The organism is Flavobacterium frigoris (genome assembly GCF_900111075.1).
GTDB classification, from domain to species: domain Bacteria; phylum Bacteroidota; class Bacteroidia; order Flavobacteriales; family Flavobacteriaceae; genus Flavobacterium; species Flavobacterium frigoris.
The window spans coordinates 17,963-33,043 of the sequence record NZ_FOFZ01000023.1 but is presented as its reverse complement, the minus strand read 5'-3'; the positions used below and the strand labels follow the sequence as shown (position 1 = coordinate 33,043).

The 15,081-nt window shown below is 33.3% G+C and carries 13 protein-coding genes; 3 read left to right on the top strand and 10 right to left on the bottom strand.

Annotated features, from left to right (window positions below; all coding sequences use genetic code 11):
• Positions 1-368 precede the first annotated feature (368 nt).
• From BMW63_RS17300 to mnmE, 5 genes are all read right to left on the bottom strand, one after another.
• Positions 369-1,583 (bottom strand): primase-helicase family protein, encoded by a 1,215-nt coding sequence (locus BMW63_RS17300; protein WP_074724714.1) that lies wholly within the window; start codon positions 1,581-1,583, stop codon positions 369-371.
• 90 nt (positions 1,584-1,673) lie between these two features.
• Positions 1,674-1,961 carry a helix-turn-helix transcriptional regulator gene (locus tag BMW63_RS17295; RefSeq protein ID WP_074724713.1) on the bottom strand — a complete coding sequence of 96 codons (288 nt, stop codon included), beginning with the start codon at positions 1,959-1,961 and terminating at the stop codon, positions 1,674-1,676.
• A 120-nt stretch (positions 1,962-2,081) separates the two neighbouring features.
• Positions 2,082-2,945: a hypothetical protein gene (locus BMW63_RS17290; protein WP_074724712.1), complete on the bottom strand. Its 864-nt coding sequence runs from the start codon at positions 2,943-2,945 to the stop codon at positions 2,082-2,084.
• Positions 2,946-2,948: 3 nt separating this feature from the next.
• Entirely contained in the window at positions 2,949-4,076 is a 1,128-nt protein-coding gene (locus BMW63_RS17285; protein WP_074724711.1) for a tyrosine-type recombinase/integrase, read from the bottom strand.
• Between the two features lie 148 nt (positions 4,077-4,224).
• On the bottom strand, positions 4,225-5,625 hold the full coding sequence (gene mnmE / locus BMW63_RS17280; RefSeq protein ID WP_074724710.1) for a tRNA uridine-5-carboxymethylaminomethyl(34) synthesis GTPase MnmE: 1,401 nt from the start codon (positions 5,623-5,625) through the stop codon (positions 4,225-4,227).
• A gap of 169 nt (positions 5,626-5,794) precedes the next feature.
• Between mnmE and BMW63_RS17275 the strand changes: the two genes are divergently transcribed.
• Positions 5,795-6,631 (top strand): universal stress protein, encoded by an 837-nt coding sequence (locus BMW63_RS17275; protein WP_074724709.1) that lies wholly within the window; start codon positions 5,795-5,797, stop codon positions 6,629-6,631.
• Positions 6,632-6,717: 86 nt separating this feature from the next.
• Positions 6,718-8,490 (top strand): MutS-related protein, encoded by a 1,773-nt coding sequence (locus tag BMW63_RS17270; RefSeq protein ID WP_074724708.1) that lies wholly within the window; start codon positions 6,718-6,720, stop codon positions 8,488-8,490.
• Positions 8,491-8,952: 462 nt separating this feature from the next.
• Here the strand turns inward: BMW63_RS17270 and dnaN are convergent, their stop codons facing one another.
• From dnaN to BMW63_RS17245, 5 genes are all read right to left on the bottom strand, one after another.
• Complete coding sequence (gene dnaN / locus BMW63_RS17265; RefSeq protein WP_074724707.1) at positions 8,953-10,071, bottom strand: DNA polymerase III subunit beta; 1,119 nt, start codon at positions 10,069-10,071, stop codon at positions 8,953-8,955.
• Positions 10,072-10,180: 109 nt separating this feature from the next.
• The gene (gene gldG / locus BMW63_RS17260; RefSeq protein ID WP_074724706.1) at positions 10,181-11,866 is read right to left on the bottom strand and encodes a gliding motility-associated ABC transporter substrate-binding protein GldG; all 1,686 of its coding nucleotides are present in this window, start codon (positions 11,864-11,866) and stop codon (positions 10,181-10,183) included.
• A complete protein-coding gene (gene gldF, locus BMW63_RS17255; RefSeq protein WP_074724705.1) occupies positions 11,866-12,591 on the bottom strand; it encodes a gliding motility-associated ABC transporter permease subunit GldF in 726 nt (241 codons plus the stop codon). The genes gldG and gldF overlap by 1 nt, the downstream gene beginning before the upstream one ends.
• A gap of 72 nt (positions 12,592-12,663) precedes the next feature.
• Positions 12,664-12,960 carry a putative quinol monooxygenase gene (locus BMW63_RS17250; RefSeq protein WP_074724704.1) on the bottom strand — a complete coding sequence of 99 codons (297 nt, stop codon included), beginning with the start codon at positions 12,958-12,960 and terminating at the stop codon, positions 12,664-12,666.
• Positions 12,961-12,999: 39 nt separating this feature from the next.
• A complete protein-coding gene (locus BMW63_RS17245; protein ID WP_074724703.1) occupies positions 13,000-13,830 on the bottom strand; it encodes an SAM hydrolase/SAM-dependent halogenase family protein in 831 nt (276 codons plus the stop codon).
• 195 nt (positions 13,831-14,025) lie between these two features.
• Between BMW63_RS17245 and BMW63_RS17240 the strand changes: the two genes are divergently transcribed.
• On the top strand, positions 14,026-14,976 hold the full coding sequence (locus BMW63_RS17240; protein ID WP_074724702.1) for a PhoH family protein: 951 nt from the start codon (positions 14,026-14,028) through the stop codon (positions 14,974-14,976).
• Positions 14,977-15,081: the final 105 nt, after the last annotated feature.

Sequence of the window (15,081 nt, the reverse complement as noted above, 5' to 3'; positions counted from 1 at the left end):
ATCAATAAAAAAATGTAAATTTGAACAGAAATTAGCTCATTATTTTGTGGCACATCATGACCGGAATTAGTGGCACATCATGACTGGAATATACATTGAGGGGGTTAATCCTTGTTTTTTCAGGAACGAAACGAGGTCTATTTTTTTAGCATTTTGACAATTCATATCGATAAGAATTAAAGGTTATATTTTTTTTTGAAAAGTGATGAATTGATGACAAAGTACCCTGAGCTCTGTGATAATAGGGAATCGCATGTCATCATTTTGTCGTCACGTCATCACTTTTAAAATTCATTCATCATTTTTTCGTCATCACTTTATTTTTTGATGACAAAGTGATGACAAGGTAAAGGCTTACTCTTGCTGGCTTAATCGTATGTTGTCATCAATTCATCATTAAAATCAGATAAAAAATCTCGTGTTATTGAATAATAACGTCCTTTTGTTAAATTTTGATAAAAATCTAGATCATTAGTTACCGTTACTTTTTGATATTGATTTGAGTTTTTTGCTTGCTCTAACTTCCAATTTTTACGAATTGTATTTTTTATTTCAACAACATCATATTTGATTTTGAATTTGTTTAGAATATTTAATAAGTCAGAAAAACAAAAGTCTAAGGTTTCAATGTCTAAACTCTCCATAGTGTTCAGTATAACATTAGCTACTTCTCTTTCTATTTGATTTGAGTTATGCCGGACTAATTTTAATAATGCATTAGTTTTGATTTGTTCAGGAGTAAACCACATGCGTGACTGATTCTGTGTTGATAATTTTCTGTTTAAAAGGAAAAACAAAAAAGCTGGAATTTCATTCACAAGTTTTTTTAAAATTGCCACGTCTTCGGTTCTGTATTGATTGACTTTGATTACCCAAAAGCGTATTTCATCACTATCAATTTTTATAAATGAGGTTTCATTATTAGAACACAGGATAAATTTCCCAAAAAATGAGGATTCTTTTTTATCTTTTCCTTTGGCTTCAGTCTTATGGGTATTAGTTGTAGAGAGGTATTTTATACGCTCCGTAAGTTCATCAGTTTTAAATAGGACTTCATCGATACAGATTAGTAATTTTGAGGTCCAATCCGAATTGAAGTTTGAAGTGAAGTCACTATTAGTTAGAAAAGTCAGGTTGTATTCAAAAATTTCTTTAAGCCATTTTAAAAAAGTTGATTTACCTGTTGAGCGTTCTTTACTCACCAAACAAAGAATTGGTAGAATTTGAGTTGGTTTTGAATAGATCAACTGTAAATAATCAAGGCCAAGCTCGAGCTGCGAGCCAAAAATATGAGACAAAAAGCCAAGAGAATTGGATATATCGCCTTCCAAAGGCGATTTGCTAATTTGGTGATACGTATTGTAGTAGTCCTGAACTCTTTTTTTGAAAAACTCGGGACGGTTTTCTGGAATACAAATAAAGCCATCAAATCTTTCAATTTCTGAAAGTACATTTTTACCGTGATCTTGTCTGATCAATTCGGCTGACCAAACAACAAGAATTTCAATAAAATCTCCCGAAGATAGAGGGTATAAGGATTTCTTAAAATAGGACGTTCCTATTCTTAAATAGATGTTTTTCATTATACAATAGTAGTTTTTATTGTATCTTTGAAAGATACAATATTGTTAGAGTTTTAGTAAAGCGTTTCAATTTGGAGGAATTGAACGCTTTTATTTTTTTACTGAATTTGTATATTCTAAAGCTTCTTTTTCGATTTGAGAAATCGACTTTGATTTGTTTTGAAGTAACCATTCGTCTATTTCTGCCTTAGTAAAAAATAGAGTACGATTATTTGGCTTCGAATACGGGATTATGTTGTTATGTACAAGTTTATATACATAGGATTTTGAGAAGCCGGTATAGTTTACAACATCATCTACCGTGAATATTTGTTTGTTGGTCCCAATTATAAGTTTTTCTAATTGGGCTAATTTTTGAATAATAGCATTACTTTCCATAAGTGACTTTGTTTATCGTTAAATGATTTAATGAAAGCAAAACTATAGTAAAGCTAATTCGCGGTAAATAGGGTTATAGCAGGATATAAAGGAAATTTTCGACTTTTACCCTTTAATAATTTAGCTATTAGGTTTCCAATTATTATATGCCTTATTAATGTTAACTTTTTTTATGATTTCATTTTCTTTAGTGAAATTTTCAGTAATTAAATTCATAATTAGACTTCTTTTTTGACCTGTCAAATTTTTTATTCCGCCGTTGATAATATTTTCATGTAGCATATCAAAAATAAATCCAAATGTAATATCCTTACTTTTTGCATCCTTAGTTGATTTTTGACCTTTTTTATCAATCCACTTGATTTTGTTACTCATTTTTTTTCCACTAGCAAAAAGTTTAAAATTATCAAAAGAAACTTCACATCTTTTATTTTTAATAAGTTCATTTGTGTAAATTTCTTCAATACCTAGTATTTCTTTAAATTCAAGAATTACCATCTGTGGAGTAAGTTGTTCTTTCATCATTGGAATATAACTTTTTTCAAATTTTTTAGTCCAAGTGGTAAACATAACTAAAACAGAAATAATAAAACCAAAGATAAACATCGTTAAAATTATATAATTTGGTACTTCAATCATATTTAAAAAACTAGTAGTGCTTTTTATATTGCGATTGAAATCAGAGAAATTTTTAATCATTGACAAAAAGAAAATTGAAATTGGAAAAAAAAGTAAATGAAGTAATAATCGGGGTTTTTCTATGTTTTTGTTGTATCCTTTGTATGTCTCATTTAACATAAAGAAGATGAAACATTGCCAATATATCGACAATAATTTAAAAGCAATCACACCCAACACAAGCATTTCTATTAAGATAGTTAATAAGTAAAAGTAATCATCTTGAAAAATCAGGAATAGCTGAACATATAAAAAGGCTAGTCCCATAAAGCCAGCAATTTTTAGAATGGTTTCAATTTTTTTCATTGATTAAATATTAATGTTAGGTATTAGATTTGCGGCTTCTTTCATTTTTTGATCCACAATTTTAGCGTAAATAGCGGTCGTACGGATTTCTCGATGTCCTAATCTCTTAGAAACGGTATAAATATCAGCCCCGTTCTCCAGTAATAGAACCGCATTCGTATGTCTGGCACTGTGAAAAGTTATGTGCTTTGAAATACCAGCACGATTGCACCAACGTACAATTTCGTTATTATATACAGCACTGTATTTCAGTCCAACAAAGACTCTGTCTGAAGGAGATTCTCTCTCGCCCAATAGTTCACGAGCTTGCTTTGAAATGTATAGATATTCAACACCATCTGTTTTTTCTTGGCGGAAATTTATTCTACTCGTATTTTCTTCATCTCTAACTTCTGACCACACCATGGTATTGATATCTGACCATCTCAATCCTACAAGCGAAGAAAAAATAAAAGCACGTTTCAGAACTTCATATTTACAATCAGTTTTTGCTAATTTTTGCAACTCTTGTAATGTTAAATATTCTCTTTGACTTTCAGCTTGTTCAAATGATTTTACTTTTGACGCATAATTTATAGAAATATAACCTTCATCAAAAGCAGCACGGAGAGCAGCTTTAAATTTGTTAAAATAAGAGTATTTAGAATTTAGAGATAAAGAGGTGTTGCTTTTTGTTCTAGCTTCCTTTTCAAAATAGAGTCTCACTCTTTTTGTAAAGCTTTCATCAACTTCATCAAAAGTGAGGTTGGTAGAGATACATTTTTTTAAGTGTAGAAATGCAGCTGTCCAATTTCCATAATTTTTTGGGCTATCAATTTTCTCTTCGGTTTTTTCATGAAAGAAATCTAAAAATAGACGTTTACTTTTTGCAGTGTTCTTTATATCGTACTTTCCTTGAAAATACTCTGTTTTTTTAATAGATAGTATTTGTTCTGTTAGGATTTCAATCTCTTTATTTTCTTTCTTTTCACTAGCAGTTTTTGGATCTTGATAAGGGTAGATCTTCAAATATTCAAAATTCCTTAAATGAATGCGTTTGCCATTTGCATCTACGGTTGAACCTTTATAGTATTCCAAATATAGACTGAATTTGCCATTCTGTAGTTTCTTTTTCTTTAAAGTGATCTTCATAGGTGTACATTTTTACACCTTTTTTTAGTTAAGGTGTACATTGAGTGTAACAAATGTATGAATTAAACTTAATAGAAGAAACTTAAAATACCGTTAAATCAATGGTAGTCAAGCTAAAGAAAGTTAATGATACTTAAAGAAAGTGTATTTATTTCCCGATACAGAAATTAGCAAATATATTACCAAGTAATTCATCATTTGTAACCTGACCCGTAATCGTCCCAAAATGATACAAGGCTTCCTTGATATCGATGGCCATTAAGTCACTAGGTAGATTCGTTTCTAGTCCGTATTTTACTTTGGTTATTTCCTCCAATGCTTTCAGCAAAGAGTCATAATGTCTTGTGTTCGTAACTATCGTTTCGTTATTTCTTAATGCTCCGGTATTGACAAAAGATAGTAATTGGTTTTTTAATTCTTCGATACCTAAGTTTTGTTTGGCAGAGATCATTTCGAGAATCACGTTTAGGGGTTGGAGTTGATTTTTGATTTCGGCAACTTCGTCATCAGTCAGTAATTCGGTTTTATTGATCACTACCACTAATGGTTTTAGCGGAAATTGATTTTTCACCTTCTCGATTTCTAGTATATATTCAGAACTTTGAACTTTGAATTTTAAGCTTTCAAACAGATAAAGAACCACTTGTGATTGTTCGATTTTCTCGAAAGTTTTACGAATACCGATGCTTTCTACCACATCCTGTGTTTCACGGATCCCTGCGGTATCAATGAATCGAAATCCGATTCCGCCAATGACTAGTTCGTCTTCAATGGTGTCACGGGTTGTTCCGGCAATCTCCGAAACGATAGCGCGTTCTTCGTTCAATAAAGCATTCAGCAATGTCGATTTTCCCACATTGGGTTCTCCCACAATGGCGACTGGAATTCCGTTTTTGATTACGTTTCCTACTGCAAAAGAGTCGATTAGTCTTTTTAGCACAAACTCGATTCTGTTCAGCAATTCGTGGAATTGGGTACGATCTGCAAATTCCACATCTTCCTCTGCAAAGTCGAGTTCGAGTTCGATGAGCGAAGCAAAATTCAACAGTTCTTCTCTTAATTTGGCTATTTCATTAGAGAAGCCACCACGCATTTGCTGCATCGCGATTTGGTGCGATGCTTCATTATCAGAAGAGATTAAATCGGCTACGGCTTCAGCTTGCGACAAATCTAGTTTTCCGTTTAGGAAAGCGCGAAGCGTAAATTCTCCCGGATCAGCCATACGGCAGCCTTTACGCAGTAGCAGCTGTATAATTTGCTGTTGGATATACGTAGAACCGTGACAGGATATTTCAATCGTATTTTCGCCAGTATAGGAGTTGGGGCCTTTAAAAAGGGATACCAATACTTCGTCGAGCGTTTTTTGGTCGTCGATAATATGCCCTAAATGTAGGGTATGTGTTTTTTGCTTGGTTAAATCTTTGTTTTTAATAGATTTAAAAACACTATTACCAATAGTAATTGCTTCAGCGCCTGAAATTCGGATGATTGCAATAGCTCCAGCTCCAGAAGGGGTTGCCAAGGCTACTATAGAATCGTTATATAACATAGTTGTTTTGTCTAAGTTGCAAAGGTACTAAATCTAAAGAAGTATCTATTTTAATATTGAATAGTGGGTTGAAAAGTGCTAAAAAAAATGAAACTGACTGATATTTATCATATTATAATTGTAACTTTAGGTGTAAATTTGATTATTGTACAACTTTAAACCATTCAAAATGAAACGTATATTATTTCCAACCGATTTTTCTGAAGCCGCCACTAATGCATTTGTACACGCTTTAGAATTTGCAAAAATAGTACAGGGTGAACTGGTGTTATTGCATACTTTTGATTTGCCAGTATTTGACAATCAGTTTTTTCCTGAAAATTATATGGTTATATATGAATCAGTAGAGTTGTCACAATTTGAAATGTTTAAAGAAGAAATTCCAAAACTTCGCGCCATAGCAGCAGAGCACAATCTGGATAAAATTAAAATGACGCATCGTCTTATGGATGGTAATTTGCTTTATAATATTAACAAATCAATCAAGGATGATAAAATAGATTATGTGATTATGGGTACTGAGGGCGCCTCCGGGTGGTCAGAGTTTTTTTCTGGTACTAATACCGGTAATGTTTTGGCTGATATTGATGTACCGATGCTATGCATTCCCGTTGATGCCAAATTCAAAAAAACAGAAACTATAGGTTTTACAACTCGATTTAGAACTAAAGATAAAAAAGCGCTTAAAAACACAATAAAATTAGCCAAAATGGCTAATGCAGTTGTAAAATGTCTTTATGTGAAAACTAGCAAATCTGATGTTGAAAAAGCGACAATTAAGAAATGGGAAGAGGCCTTTGAGAATGATCCTATTGAATTTTTTGTCATAGACAGTGATGATGTAAAAGAGACTATTTTAGATTTTATCTTAATTCAAGAAATTGATATACTGACAATGGTGACGTATAAAAGAACGTTTTTTGAAGGTTTATTCCATCCCAGCCTGACTAAGAAATTTGCCAATAATTTTGACGTTCCCATTTTGGCAATTCCTATGGAAGACTAAGTTCAGAGTGTTCTTATTATTGTTCCTGATTCTAATAGTTTATTTATTGCGGTACACCTATATTTGTATTTCAATTAAATCAAAATATGGATTCATACAGTGCTAAGAGTAAAAGCTATTCACAAGAATTAAGCAAAATAAATAAAAAATACAATACAATCAGTTTACTTAGGTTGTTGTCTGTTGTTCTTTTTTTAGGATCTCTTTATTATTATATAAAAAACAGCGAAATTATTTTTATAGTTTCTGCTGTTTTCTTTTTTGCAGGATTTATCATTTTAATGCGAATTCATTCCAAGTTGCTTTTCGAAAAAAAGATAAACTCGGCTTTGGTAGAAATTAACGAAAATGAGATTTCCTATTTAGAGAAAAATGCCATTCCATTTGAAAACGGACAAGAGTTTAATGATTTTCATCATCCTTACGCCTATGATCTGGATATTTTTGGAGAACATTCCCTGTTCCAAAACCTAAATAGAACAGCCACTTTTATAGGAAAGAAAAAATTAGCCAATCAACTACTTACATTATCCTCAAATGAGGAGATCATTAGAAATCAATCAGCTGTCAAAGAACTTTCCGAAAAGTTAGATTGGCGTCAGAATTTCTTGGCTTTGGCCAAAATAAGCCAGGATTCTAAAACAAGCTATGATACTTTGCTAAAATGGAGTACTTTCAACAGTAAACCCTTGTCAAAAACAGCGGTATTGATTTCCTATATTTCACCTATTCTGTTTTTTAGTACACTTATTGCTTATTTCTTGACATCAAACTCACATTTTCTTTCTCTTTCGACGTATTTATTTGTTTTTAATATGGCTTATTTGGGTCGTTTTTTAAAACGGATTCAAATCGAAATCGCTAATTCGTCAGATATTGATAAGATAATCAAGCAGTACGGTTTGCTGATGCAACAAATAGAAGAGGAATCATTTAAATCCGAAAAGCTTTTAGCATTACAGGCAAAACTTAAATATAAAAAAGAGAATGCTAACGTTCATCTCAAACAATTGGCTTCGTTGTTTTCGAATATGGATAGTATTGGAAATTTGGTTACGGCTATAGTATTCAACGGAACCTTTCTATTTAATCTCCATGTTTTAAAATCGCTTATTCAATGGAAAATAGCGCATGCAAAAGCACTGGAAGAGTGGCTAGATGTTATTGGAGAATTCGAAATGTTGAATAGTCTCGCTAATTTTGCTTACAATAATACTGATTTTGTCTATCCAACGTTAAATACCGAATTCAAAATCAACTTCTCTGACCTGAGTCATCCTTTATTGAATGCCAATACTAGAGTAGGGAATGAAGTAGCTTTTCATCCCCAATCTTTTATGATATTGACAGGGTCGAATATGTCCGGAAAAAGTACTTTTCTACGTAGTTTGGGGATAAATATGGTTTTATCGGGAATTGGATCAGTCGTTTGTGCCAATGAAGCAAATGTACATCCTTTGCCGGTACTAGTTTCGATGCGTTTGTCGGATTCCTTGTCTGACAGTGAATCTTATTTTTTCGCCGAAATAAAGCGCCTAAAACAGATCATGGACGAATTAGAAGGCAATGCCGCTTTTGTATTATTGGACGAAATCCTAAGAGGAACTAACTCTGATGATAAAAGAAACGGAACCATAGAAGTCGTTAAGAAAGTGATTGCGCATAAAGCAATTGGCGCAATTGCAACGCACGATATAGAAGTATGTCTGACCACAAACGAGTATCCGGATACTTTAACTAACAAATGCTTCGAGGTAGAAATCGTTAATGACGACTTGCATTTTGATTATAAACTCCGTGACGGTATTTGTAAAAATAAAAGTGCTACGTTCCTAATGAAAAAAATGGGAGTGATTTAGTACCAAATACAAGTACAATATAGTCCGAACTAATTTTTGTCACATAGAGCGTAGTCGAGATGCAATAGTGGTTTTCGACTCCGCTCGAACTGACAATTGGGCTGTTTTATAAATAGCATCGGAATAGAAAGAGTATAGAAAATAGACAAGAGAAGTTAGAGCAAAAAAAATAGTAAATAGAAACTAAGAAATAAAAAACAGGAAATAAAAAACACAAAGAAAAAAACACAAAGAAAAAAGTAAAAAACACAAAGTAAAAAACACAAAAAATTCTATTTCGTCTCCCCCTCCTTCGGAGGGGGTCGGGGGGAGGACCCCAAAAAAAAAACCGCATATCCTGGTTAGGAAATAGCGGTTTTTTTAAATATAAAAAATGGTTTGGTTAATAGCGTAATCGTTTTACAATGATAAGTATTATATTTTAATATCAAAAATTAAATACAACAAAATCACAATTTATTGTTAACTATTCAGCATTACAGGCATTACCAGCATCGTTACCGTTTCACCTTCTTCTAGTCCGTCAACGGGTGTAAGAATTCCAGCTCTGTTAGGTAATGACATTTCTAGCATGATCATATCTGATTGTAAATTAGTCAACATTTCAGTAAGAAAACGAGAGTTGTATCCTATTTGCATATCGTCTCCTTGATAATCACAAGTCAATCTTTCCTCTGCTTTGTTAGAGTAATCAATATCTTCAGCCGAAACATTCAATTCAGCACCTGCAATTTTTAAACGAATTTGGTGTGTTGTTTTATTAGAGAAAATAGCAACACGACGTACTGAACTCAAAAATTGAGAACGGTCAATCATTAATTTATTTGGATTCTCTTTTGGGATAACCGCTTCGTAGTTTGGATACTTTCCATCTATTAAACGACACATTAAAATATAATTGTCAAAAGAAAAAGTAGCATTCGAATCATTATATTCTATTTTCACTTCAGCATCTGAAGTAGAAAGAATATTTTTTAGAATAGTCAAAGGTTTCTTTGGCATAATAAAATCAGCTACTTGAGACGCTTTTACATCGGTACGCGCATATTTTACCAACTTGTGTGCATCAGTTGCCACAAAGGTTAATCCTTCTGGAGAGAACTGAAAAAATACACCAGACATTACTGGACGTAAATCATCATTTCCAGCAGCAAAGATTGTTTTGCTTATGGCTGTTGCCAATACATCGGCAGGAACTAAAGTTACAGAAGGCTCTTCTAAATTAACAGATTTTGGAAACTCATCGCCAGGAGCATACGCCAACGCATATTTACCCGAGTTTGAACTAATCTCTATCGTGCTGTTTTCTTCAACAGTAAAAGTTAGAGGTTGCTCTGGAAAAGTTTTAAGGATCTCCAATAGTAGTTTTGCCGGTACAGCAACACTTCCTTTACTCGTGGAATCAATAGCTAAACTAGCAGACATGGTAGTCTCTAAATCACTTGCCGAAACCGTTAATTCGTTATTGTCTAATTCAAATAGGAAGTTGTCCAAAATGGGCAAAGTATTGCTACTGTTGATAACATTACCTAAAACCTGTAATTGTTTTAATAAGTACGAACTCGATACTATAAATTTCATCTGTTTTATTTTATTTTTTGGGTATCTATTTTAGTTTAATTTTTAAAATACAATACATTTTACAAATATATCGTAAACTATGCTAGTATTGAAACTTTTTTATTAACATCTACTGCCCGTATTTCCTTTTTCGAAGGTACGTAAATAAAGCGCCAAATAACACTAAGATAAGGAGTGGCAGCCCGATAGTTATGATTTGCGTCTTAGTATAGTTTTCAAAAACTTTTTCTTTATCTAATAAAGGTAAATCTAAATCCTTGCTTCGAATGTTAATAAGTCCCGTATCGTCTAATAGATAATTGACACAATTCAGCATGAAATCTTTGTTGTCGTATAAATTTCCGGAACGTTGATCATAACCCAGTTCCACCGGTTGAAAGTTTTTATCCAATTGGTTTTTTATCAAATCTCCATCAGAAATCACAATCATTTTATTCTTTTTTCCTGTGGATTCAAACGCTGTTTGTTTAAAAGGCAAAACCCTATTTTCAAACATGGAATGAAAGGAACCTTCAAGTAAAACAGCAAGCGGAATATTTCCGGTTTTGATATAATGATTCGGGCTAGTTTCTTCAGCAACAATATCCAAATTTACTTCTACCGGAGCGCCAATTTTTTTAGAATATTGGGTCGAATGTAACAGTATCGTTTTCTTAATTCCGTTTTTCAAGGTGTCTATAGGATTTGCAAAATCAAATTTAATTCCGCCTAAGTTTTTCACAATCGGATGCGTACTTTCTGGATAAACCAATGGAGCAAATTTCCAGTTGAATTCCTGGAACTGAGCAGCACTTCCTTGTTCGCCGGTCGCTAGTTTTATAGGAGTTCCTTGTTCGTCTTTTACAATATCGGGGTTAATACGAAAACCATATTTAAAGAACATATCGTTTAAATTCAGATCCCTTGGGAAAGCTAATGTCGATCCAGATTCATTATAAAGACTGTCCATTTCCACATTTACCTGATCCACTAGCCACATTGTCTTTCCTCCGTTAATGATGAACTGGTCTAAGACTTGCTTTTCGGCATCAGAGAACATTTCGGTCGGTTTAACGATGATCGCCAAATCATATTTTTCTAGAGCATTTAAGCTACCTGTAGGGTCTTTTGCAACCGAGTCTAAAGTAAATGGACCTATGTGGTAACTTTCTCTCATCTGTAAGAGGAATTTAGCCATTAAGACATCCTGAAGTTCACCATTACCTTTGATTACGGCAATCGTTTTTTGCTTTGCAGTTGTCACTTTATGAAGGGCGTCTGAAATTGAATATTCAAGATGTTGAACCGAACCAATGACCATTTCAGTGGTCGAAGCGCCCATTCTATTTTTTAACAAAGGAATATTGACTTCTTTATTTTGGTAAACTGCTATAGCCCAAGGAAAAACCATCGCTTGTGATTGTTTTCCTTTGTCATCAACTGTTATATTTACAGGCGTTAATCCTTTTCGATACAACTCTTTGATATTATCCATACTGGTATCTTCGTTTTCCAATGGATCGATGAATTCGAAAACTATATTTTTATTATATGCTTGAAATTCCTCCAGTAGTTGCTGCGTTTCTTGCTGCAGTCTTTTAAACTCAGCAGGCAAATCTCCTTGCAGATATATTTTGATGTACAACGGTTCTTTTACTTCTTCGATTATATTCAAAGAAGTAGCAGAAAGGGTGTATCTTTTATCCTTTGTTAAATCAAAACGATGAAAGAAACGATTTCCTATTATATTTACAATCAGTAAAATTATGATTGTTATTAATACTGATTTCAGGTTGCTTTTTTTAATTGGTACCATTACAATTTAAAAGATTTAAGTTTATAAACAGTAAACGAAAGAAACAACACCGTTATACTTGCAAAATAGAGTACGTCTCTAGTATCAATCACGCCACGCCCCATACTTTTAAAATGGCCTTGCATTCCAAAAGCAGATATTAAAGTCGAAAAAGACGGCGTTAATGATGCGAGGCCTTCAAATCCAAAATAGAAAAAGAAACATAAAAACACTGCCACGATAAAAGCGACAATTTGATTATCAGATAGGGTAGAAGCGAAAACGCCAATGGAAGAATAGGCACTAATAAGGAATAACAGTCCTACATAAGATCCAATGGTACTCCCCATATCAAGATTTCCTTGTGGCATACCCAAACTGGAGATTACTTCGACATAAATAAATGTTGGAATAATAGCCATTACAATCAGTAGTACTGCGCCAAGAAATTTTCCGTTTACGATTTGCCACAGACTCAATGGTTTTGTTAAAAGCAATTCAAGGGTTCCCTGCTTTTTCTCATCCGAAAAACTGCGCATGGTAACCGCAGGAATCAAGAAAATCAATATCCAAGGCGCTAAAGTGAAAAATGGGGTCATATCCGCAAAACCAGTGTTCAAAATGTTGTAGTCTCCTTCGAAAACCCAAAGAAATAATCCGTTGAGAATGAGAAAAAGAGCGATGACTAAATAACCTATGGGCGAACCAAAAAAGGACTTAATTTCTCTTAATAATATGGCTTTCATTAATTTTTTTTTTTAAAGTTTCAGATTTTCGGTTTCAAGTTTAATGTTTAGCAACATTAAACTAAACAAAATTTAAACTAAAGAAACTAATTTATCGACGCTCCAAGCCTCAGGTTTATCATTGAATAATTTTTTGGTAAAACTCCAGACTTCATTAAATAATGGAGACTTTCTGTAATTTTCTAAATCATCTTCGGTTTCCCAATAACTGTAAGTAAAAAAAATACTTTTGTTGTTTTTATCCTGATACAATTCTAAAAAACGATTCCCAGCTGTATTTCGAATTTTTTCTTTATTAGCCTCAAAATTTTCCAAGAATGTGGCAATATTTTCTTCGTGAAAACTCAATTTTACTATTCGTACAAACATTTAGATTTTATATTAACGATTGATAATTTAGGTACTTTTTTAATTCTTAAATTGGATAGAAACTACATCTCGATAATTCAATCCTAACAGGCTATTAGCTGAGCCTACTTTTGAAGGGTTGCTTCTAAAAATGGCAATTTCGAGGAAACCGGCTTCATTAAAAATCGCCAATTTTTCTCCTTCATAATTCTTGATCGGATATTTATCAGAACTTGCAATTGCCGAGTAATTCGGCAAAATGGTTTTGATATTTTTAGTTTTCATTATAATCTCGTAGGGTCTGCCTTTGGCAGCTTCCACGAATTGTCTTTTACTGATGTTGGTCACCACATTACCAAAATGGTCGATATAGATAACATGCCCTTTTAATATATTATTGTCATCAGAAATAACGGCTTTTAATTCTGTTATTTGCTTGATGCTATTAATTTCTTTTCCAATAACGTTTAATAATCCTCCCTTTGCAATATGACAAGCGACCATAACAAAAACATCCATACCAGTAGCTTCGCTCGACAGTCGATCGTGAATATTGATAGCAACCATTTTTTGCGGAACAATTTTTTGCGAAAGCATGCTCAGAATGCCATTATCGGCAGCAATAAAGTAAGAATCATTCCATTGCATAACAATATGTTGGTTCTCTTTATTCAATTCCATATCGACCCCTATCAAGTGAACGGTACCTTTTGGGAAACTCGAATAGGCCGCGCTAATAATGTAACTTGCTTCAACTGTGTTGAATGGGTCGATATGATGCGAAATGTCGATAATGGAAGCTTCAGAATACTCAGATAATATTTTCCCTTTCAAAGCACCTACAAAGTGGTCTTTCAAGCCGTAATCGGTAGTAAGGGTAATTATTGACATATTTTTTTTATAAATATTGGTGGATTCTAAAACTAATTTTCATTAAATTTGAGAAATGCAAATCTAATAATAGTAAATTCAAAAAAGCAAAAAACGAAAAACAAATTCCAAATAATAAGACAAATAATACTGAGGTTTAAAACCAAAACGGATTAGATTTATTAATTGATTAATTTTAATATAAAACTACAACTTTTGAACGAAAGAATAATCGAGCTCATAGACATCGCTCCAAAAGAATTTTGGGGCGCTCAAGACACTCATCTTGAAATGATTAAAAAATATTATCCAAAGCTTAAGATTGTTGCTCGAGGAACTACTTTAAAGGCATTTGGAGAAAAGGAAATCTTAGACGAGTTCGAAAAACGTTTTCAGCGGTTAATGCTGCATTTTACACGTTACAATAACATAGATAATAATGTTATCGAGCGTGTCATTTTAGGCGAGAAGGAGGACGATCGAAGAACCGTAGTTAACGATAAAATTCTGGTACATGGTGTTGGTGGTAAAATTATCAAAGCCATGACGCCTAACCAACAATTACTGGTTGATACGATAAATAAAAATGATATGGTTTTTGCGGTAGGCCCAGCAGGAACAGGGAAAACCTATACTGGGGTCGCGATGGCCGTAAAAGCGTTGAAGGAAAAACAGGTAAAACGAATCATTCTTACTCGCCCAGCAGTAGAAGCAGGAGAAAATCTTGGTTTTCTTCCTGGAGATATGAAAGAAAAACTAGATCCTTATATGCAGCCGTTATACGATGCATTACGGGATATGCTTCCTAATGAAAAACTGGAAGATTATATTTTGAAAGGAATTATCCAAATTGCTCCACTTGCCTTTATGCGAGGCCGAACGCTAGATCATGCTTTTGTGATTTTGGACGAGGCGCAAAACACAACCCATTCCCAAATGAAAATGTTCCTAACCCGTATGGGGAAAAGTGCGAAATTCATGGTAACCGGAGATCCAGGGCAAGTTGATTTACCCAGAAGAACTATTTCAGGTCTTAAAGAGGCACTGTTGGTTTTAAAGGATATTGAAGGAATTGGAATCGTATATCTCGATGATAAAGACATCGTAAGACACCGATTAGTTAAAAAAGTATTAGATGCCTATAAGTATACCGAGAATCCAGACTAAAATAAATACTGAGTACGACCCCGATATGGGGTCGTACTTTTTAAAATAATATTCAACTTTTTGTTGGATGAATTTCACAACGTTGCTATTATCATAAAAAATAAT

Coding starts and splice junctions, on each gene's coding strand:
- BMW63_RS17300 (WP_074724714.1), bottom strand. CDS start 1,583: ATGAAAAACATCTATTTAAGAATAGGAACGTCCTATTTTAAGAAATCC.
- BMW63_RS17295 (WP_074724713.1), bottom strand. CDS start 1,961: ATGGAAAGTAATGCTATTATTCAAAAATTAGCCCAATTAGAAAAACTT.
- BMW63_RS17290 (WP_074724712.1), bottom strand. CDS start 2,945: ATGAAAAAAATTGAAACCATTCTAAAAATTGCTGGCTTTATGGGACTA.
- BMW63_RS17285 (WP_074724711.1), bottom strand. CDS start 4,076: ATGAAGATCACTTTAAAGAAAAAGAAACTACAGAATGGCAAATTCAGT.
- mnmE (WP_074724710.1), bottom strand. CDS start 5,625: ATGTTATATAACGATTCTATAGTAGCCTTGGCAACCCCTTCTGGAGCT.
- BMW63_RS17275 (WP_074724709.1), top strand. CDS start 5,795: ATGAAACGTATATTATTTCCAACCGATTTTTCTGAAGCCGCCACTAAT.
- BMW63_RS17270 (WP_074724708.1), top strand. CDS start 6,718: ATGGATTCATACAGTGCTAAGAGTAAAAGCTATTCACAAGAATTAAGC.
- dnaN (WP_074724707.1), bottom strand. CDS start 10,071: ATGAAATTTATAGTATCGAGTTCGTACTTATTAAAACAATTACAGGTT.
- gldG (WP_074724706.1), bottom strand. CDS start 11,866: ATGGTACCAATTAAAAAAAGCAACCTGAAATCAGTATTAATAACAATC.
- gldF (WP_074724705.1), bottom strand. CDS start 12,591: ATGAAAGCCATATTATTAAGAGAAATTAAGTCCTTTTTTGGTTCGCCC.
- BMW63_RS17250 (WP_074724704.1), bottom strand. CDS start 12,960: ATGTTTGTACGAATAGTAAAATTGAGTTTTCACGAAGAAAATATTGCC.
- BMW63_RS17245 (WP_074724703.1), bottom strand. CDS start 13,830: ATGTCAATAATTACCCTTACTACCGATTACGGCTTGAAAGACCACTTT.